Source organism: uncultured Flavonifractor sp. (assembly GCF_944385615.1).
Taxonomy (GTDB): Bacteria; Bacillota; Clostridia; order Oscillospirales; family Oscillospiraceae; genus Flavonifractor.
This window is the reverse complement of sequence record NZ_CALWXV010000034.1, coordinates 22626-29171: the sequence shown is the minus strand read 5'-3', so window position 1 is coordinate 29171 and position 6546 is coordinate 22626. Positions and strand designations below refer to the sequence as shown.

Annotated in this window: 5 protein-coding genes; all 5 read right to left on the bottom strand. The window is 48.0% G+C overall.

Annotated features, from left to right (window positions below; translation table 11 throughout):
* Positions 1-213: 213 nt before the first annotated feature.
* On the bottom strand, positions 214-2988 hold the full coding sequence (locus tag Q0J75_RS09430) for a P-loop NTPase fold protein (protein ID WP_297200143.1): 2775 nt from the start codon (positions 2986-2988) through the stop codon (positions 214-216).
* A 599-nt stretch (positions 2989-3587) separates the two neighbouring features.
* Positions 3588-4040: a PH domain-containing protein gene (locus Q0J75_RS09425; RefSeq protein ID WP_297200140.1), complete on the bottom strand. Its 453-nt coding sequence runs from the start codon at positions 4038-4040 to the stop codon at positions 3588-3590.
* A 161-nt stretch (positions 4041-4201) separates the two neighbouring features.
* A complete protein-coding gene (locus tag Q0J75_RS09420; RefSeq protein ID WP_297200136.1) occupies positions 4202-4852 on the bottom strand; it encodes a TIGR01906 family membrane protein in 651 nt (216 codons plus the stop codon).
* Positions 4853-4856: 4 nt separating this feature from the next.
* Positions 4857-5504 (bottom strand): lysoplasmalogenase family protein, encoded by a 648-nt coding sequence (locus Q0J75_RS09415; RefSeq protein ID WP_297200133.1) that lies wholly within the window; start codon positions 5502-5504, stop codon positions 4857-4859.
* Entirely contained in the window at positions 5501-6181 is a 681-nt protein-coding gene (locus Q0J75_RS09410; protein WP_297200130.1) for a TVP38/TMEM64 family protein, read from the bottom strand. Before Q0J75_RS09410 ends, Q0J75_RS09415 begins: the two co-directional genes overlap by 4 nt.
* Positions 6182-6546 lie beyond the last annotated feature (365 nt).

Genomic DNA, 6546 nt, shown 5'->3' with positions numbered 1-6546 from the left:
AATGCCGACCGCCATCTCAATGCCTGCGCACTGAGATGGCGGCCTTTTTATACGCCGGGAGATTTTACGGTTACGAGGCCGGGGACGGGATCGCCGGGAAAGAGGAATAGATGATGAACCCCCCTCCGGGTAACCGGAGGGGGGTATTTTAGCATCCACAGGATCGTGGCCAGCTCCGCCTTTTTCAATTGAATAAGCGGCACACATTTGAGTTTAACTGTCCAATTCGTACAATTTTGATCGAAACAAACGGATAGTTGTTTGCTGGTAGGCTAGATGTAAATTGTAGTATTCAGATACTATCTTATGAAGACGCTGCAAATCTTGATGAGAGACTGCATCACGTTCAAGTGGCTGTACCAACTGGAAAAGCGCATTAAAATTTATTTCTATTTTTTGTTTATCGTGTTCTTCTGGTTGTTGAAGTATGCGTTCCATGCTGTCGATAGCACTAAGAAGATTGCTGGCCTTATCAGAAACTTGATTCATGGCCAAATGAAGTTTATCCAGAAATCGTGACAGTGCGTCCAGTTCCTGCATGGCCATTTGAGCGCAGTGATACATATTCTGTACATCCGGATAATTCCAAAGTTTCCGTATATGTAAGAGATCTTTTGCTTTTTTTAGAAGTACGTTTAACCCGCTTAGGCCTTCTAACGATCCGGGCATCTGCTCTTTCCAGGAATCAGTCTGTAGTACAGCTTTCAGAAAATGTGTAATTTCATCAGCTAAATTTTCAAAATTATCAATACGATCAATAAGGCTATCATAGAAATCTTCTTGTATCGGGGCAATATAATTGAGGACATACTTGATTGGTAAGATAATACTTTCAAAATAATTTGGTATAAATATTTCCATGGTGCGTTTGTCAGCTTTAGATGCGGCATTTAACAGAGATTTATCTCCAAATTCATTATAAACTAGTGACACGAGTGGTATAATGCACGCTTCTGTTTGGTTAAATAAAACTTCTGTTCGTATCATGATACAATTAAAAATTTGGAGAAAATCAGATAAGGTTGATTTGCCGGTTTCCACTTGCACTTTGGAAAAGTGAATCAGACTTTCTAGGTATTGATAGCCTTTATCAAGATAGGGATATTGTTGCACTACGATATGGATTATGTTTTCCCAGTTATCTTCTATCGCCTTCTGGTTGCCTTGATCAATGGCAGCAATCCATTCTTGCTCTTGAGTGGTGAGATTGTCAATAATATTGGGTAGTTCCTGCGGGCAAGTTAAGAGAGTGTCCAGGAACCGAATCTGCTTTAGGTTTTGGTAATTAAAGCTTTGGAATATTAGATTATCTGTGAATAGGATATTTTTTGTCAGTTCACAAATAAATTTTTTTGGCTCATCTTGGCTTTCCCAGATTAGCTCCAAATAAAATTTAAATCCAGTTTTCTCAATATCTTTAAATTCGGTAGCATAGTGCATACTTAAAAAAGTCAGGATAAATAACAGTTTTGGTAATTGGAGAAATTTAAAATAGTTCTGCAATGTACCTGTGTCTGTCGACTTATAAGAAGCTATCAATCTTTCATAAGTATCATAATAAGCTCTGCAGAACTTTTGAATAGTACGAGGACGAGAAAATCGGTCTCTAAGTCGTACTGTACACAAATTTAAATAGTCGCGTCTTTTCTTGCGAATTTCTTCATCTTGTGGGCTATACTCAGTTTGTTTCCTGCTGGATATATTAGATGTACTTGTTGTATCAATGTTCGTTGCTCTATTGTGTAACTCATCCAACAAATATTGATAAACCGTACTTGGCCGATCCAGAGAGTATTTGTTTGTGGCAGGTGAAGGTTTAATCTTTTCCTCAAAATACTTCATTGTGTCTATGTTTGAGATAACACCAACGGCAATATGGTAATTGAAAAACTTGTCCCAAAAAATAGTCTGATCTTCTTTTTTATAATCTAGGGTTGGAAGATAACGATCGTCTGTAATAAAAATTGAGATGCAACACTCCATAGTGGCAATTTCTTTAATGAAATATAGAAATTCCCTAGCTTTTTCGGATGCACACCGTTCAATATCATCTACAATAATGATCAGTTTGTCTTTATTGAGAACTCTCTTCATCAAAGATTCCAGGTGCTCTCTCTGGCTACGGTAATCATCCTCAATGGTGAAGAGTTTTTTTTCCAAAACAGTAGACCACTCTTTATTTGAGATTACTCCCCCTGCCGAGGCAATGAGGCGCCGGTATTCGCTACCTGGTCCTACATAGGCACCTCGGCTTTTGAGGATTTCTCGAATCCGAGCAAACAAGTAGTGAAATAAAGATGAAAGACTGTCTAACTCCAAGGCACGAATGAAAATAAATTCATAGTGTGCTATTTTGCCGTTTGCTCCACTGATTGCTTGCTTGTCCACATTGTCGCCAGAGTTTTTTTGAGAATTTAGCAGTTTATCGCATGCACCATTCACTAAGGAAGTTTTACCACTACCCCACGGGCCAGCTACACAGATGGAAATTCCTTTAGAAACTGGGCTGCTTATGATGCGGCATAATTCATCAGCCTGGGCTTTGCGGAGCGGAAAGAGTTCGTCATATGTGTCAACAGCATCGAACAAATTAGAGGACGGTTGTGCTTCTGATTTTTTATTAAAGAAAAGCAATTTTAACCAGAGCAGAAGAACGCCCACCAAAATAAGACATATGATATTGTACCAGATCCAAGGGAAAAACTGATTCGTCAGTAGTGAGGAGGCAACTGACACAAAAATCAGGATCCGCGTTATGGTATTGAGCACATTTAGATACTCAAGTCGGCTACTGCAAAGCCCAAAGGCGCCGAACGCAAGAACTACCATGATGAGGCTAATCAGTGGTTCTGTGGAAAGGAAAAGTTTTGCTGCCTCTTGCAAAAAATCAAAACCGTGGAGGAAACCCAGAATAGGTAGATCAGATATTATAAGAAGAATATAGGCAGCGCCTGTACCCAAGAAACTCTGAAATTCTCCTTTATTCAAGTTTTCCCATAATCCTCGGATTCCCTCGCCGAAATATTCGTCTTTGCAATGCCATAGGAAATATGTCAAAATTGCGCAAAAAAGCAGAAGGAATATGCAAGAGTATTTTATGCCAGGTAGACTACCCAAGTATAAAAAGGCATCATGGTAAGGATCAAACATTGCGCTCACCTCTGGATTTCTGAAATGATGTACTGTATAAACTATCTCCTATTATAGCGATTATTGGAAAATCTGTATAGATGCTAACCAAATTACTGACAAAGAGTCTAAGTGATTCTACCCAAACACTTGTGCGGTTCCCCTGCGCCATTGACTAGAAGACTGGACACTTGAGGTGGTAGGATTAAGTATATAAAACGCTATATCTTCCTCTTTACAGGAGTCATAGATTTTCTTAGTGTGTATGCAGACGGCCTCCCGGATGCAGGCGGCATCCTGGACCGGGCCGGGCATCATCTTGTCAGGCATTGCAATACCTCCTAGCAGATATTGGAGGGAACGTTCCCTTCCGCTCCATTCTATGTGTGCCAGGCAGTTTGGTGCGGAGAAAAGGCGACAAGGGCCGGGGCATTCGCCCTGGCCCTTGTCGCCTTGTTTTATTTATTCAGATTCTCGTGGTTTGTATAGGCGATCTGCTGAAGCTGACGATACAGAGGCTGGATGTTATATTTCTTGGGGAACTCAAATTTTTTCTCCGCCACAGCGGCACCGCCGCTTACCTTATAGTAGGGAGAGGAGATGTAAGAGAGATTGATCTCGCTGTCATCCATACCAAATCCGGAGGTCTCAGCGGAAACATGGATGATACTGGAGAGATTGATGGAGTCCACGCGCATCTTCTGGCCGGTAGCGCCCTGTTTATCAAAATCAATGATACGCTTATCCGTAAAGAGAACCACGTCCCGTACCAAACGGAAACCGAGCTGGATGGTCTCGTCGTCCATCAGATAAGCGCCATATTCATTGGTCAGTTCCTCGACGGAGACTTCGCTCATGTTTCCCAGAATCCCCTGAGACAAAGAACCTCCCAGCTTGTCAAACAGTCCCATTGTCATAACCCCTTTCTGATTTTATCAAATATTGTTAGAACCTGTCATTTTACTTCGTTTCATTTTATCACAGATCAGAAACAGGAACAAGTCCCAAAGAGAAAGCTGTATGGAAAAAAGTTGAAAAACATTATAAATCTCCCGCTTACCATCACAAAGATTTACCGCCGCCGCCGGAGCAGATCAGCCAGAATAAGCACGGTACAGCAGGTCAGCAGAACCACCCCGATGAGAATGGCGCAGTTGCGGAAAAACACCTCCGGCATCACCAGGATGATCTGGTCGGTGCGAGCGTCAAAGATCCAGTTGTCCTTGCCAGGAAAGAAGAGAGCATGGAACACCACAAAGGCCCGGTCAAAGTCCAGGGCCGCCAACCCGGCAATCACCAGCACCAACCCACCGGCGCAGGTCCCCGCCCAAAAGCCGGGCCCGCGGCTCAGCAGGGTTGCAAAGGGTTTCCGCATCCACAGCCGCACTGCCAGCAGGGCGGCGCACAGGGCGGCGCTCACCCCCAGTACCCAGAAGTCCAGCAGAAAGAGCTGCCGCACGTCGGCAAAGTGGCTGTACCCCGACTGAGACCAGGCCAGCTGGCCGGTGCCGAAGGGCTTCCCCAGCACGCAATAGTCCAGGACCTGGTCATAAGCATCTTGAATGACCTCCTTCGACCAGCCGGTGGTTTCGGGGAGGTCCAGAGCGTCGATCTGGAAATAGTAAAATGGGCGGAACAAGATGGGAACGGCAATCGAAAAGCTGAGCACCAGCAGGGCCAGGACCACGGCGCATAACAGAGTCAGGACTTTGGGCAGCCGCATGGGGTCACTTCCTTTCAACAGATTGGGCCAGCAGCACCTGAGCGGGCAGGTAGAACAGCCACATCCCCACACGGGCGAAGGCCACCAGGGGGCCTCCCGCATCAGGGAACCAACGGAACAGGTTTTGCAGGCCCACGCACACATCACAACAGGCAAAGAGGATCAGTCCCAGGCCGAAACCGGGAAAAGGGGGGTGAAAGATCAGGCACTCCAGGGCGCTGCCCGCCAGCAGGGTAAAGTAGCACAGGGACAGGGCGGTGAGGGGGTCCAAAGCCCCCAGATACCACACTCCCCCCAGAGCGGCGGCGGCCAAAGCGGCCCGCAGAGTAAGCCGCAGGGGGAGTTTACAGGGCCGGGCTTTGGCAATGCGGACCAAGTAGAGAACCTGTACCACGCAGAAGGCGGACACCCCTGCCAGATACCACCGGTCCAGCACCAGCAGGAACAGGTCGGCCAGCAGGGTAAAGCCCAAAGCGGCGGTCATAAGGCGACCGTCGGAGCCGGAGCCTTTTTTCCAGGCCCACAGGAAGCACAGCACAATGGACAGATATTTGAGCGGCACATCCCACCCGCTGCCGGGGTAAAGCAGATCCAGCGCCAGGAAGGCGGCGTATAAAATCCCCTCCGCCCCCAGAAAAACAGCCCCGGTCACTTTTTAAAGTGGTCCAGCAGCCGCTGCTCCCAGCGGTCGCCGTACTTCATGCACACCAGGAATACAGCCAGTCCTGCCGCCCCCAGCAGAGCCATGGCCCAGTAGGGAATCTGGAGCACCGAGCCGCCCACCAGACAGGATACCAGCAGGCCCCAGGGCCGGGCCACCAGCACCAGTACGCAGAAACGCCCCAGAGGGATGTCGGTGAGCCCCGCCAGGATACACAGCAGATCGTCGGGAAAAAAGGGGAAGAGAAAGGCCAAAAAGAGGAACACATCCCGTTTCCGGCGGATCAGGTCCAGGTATTTGTCAGAGACCTTCTGGTTTACCAGCCGGTCTACAAAACGTTGACCCAGTACCCGAGCCAGCCAGAATACCAGCACCGAGCCGGCCACCACCGCGCCCCAGGTCAGCAGAAAGGCGGGCCAGGTGCCGAAGAGCAGGGCCCCGGCCAGGGCAGTGACATTGCTGGGGATGGGGGCTGCCACCACACCCAGCAGCTGAATGAGAAGGTAGAACAGGTGGGAGAAGGGGGCAAAGCGGGCGATGTAGGCCCGCATGGCATCAAGGGAGCCCAGACAGGAGAAAAATCCGGTCCGCCACAGCAGCAGACCGCTGCCTCCCACCAGCACCAGAGCTAAGAGCAGAGCGGGGAGCCATTTAGGGGGTCGTTTCAACAGGTATCGCCTCGTCTTTCTATGTTCTTGTTATAGGCTACCATATCGGCCGGGGAAACACCATAAAAATTTTCTGAAATTTTTATGGGGGAGGGGGCGTTTTGTAGGGCGCGTCAGGGATGCCGCGCCAATCTCCCCAAAAACGCAAAAATCCACACCCGAAGGTGTGGCTTCCTGCCCGTAGGTCTTACCGGTCGCTGGAGATCACCTGGCGGCCATCAAAGATCAGCTCGTCCACGTCGTTGGTATTCATTCTGTCTCCCTCCTTTCGTTGCGTACAGGATACACCAGCGGGGCGGAAGAAACAAGAGACGGGAGGTAAAGGGTTTGTAAAGATTGCCGCCGGGCGGGGAGACCCGCCCGGC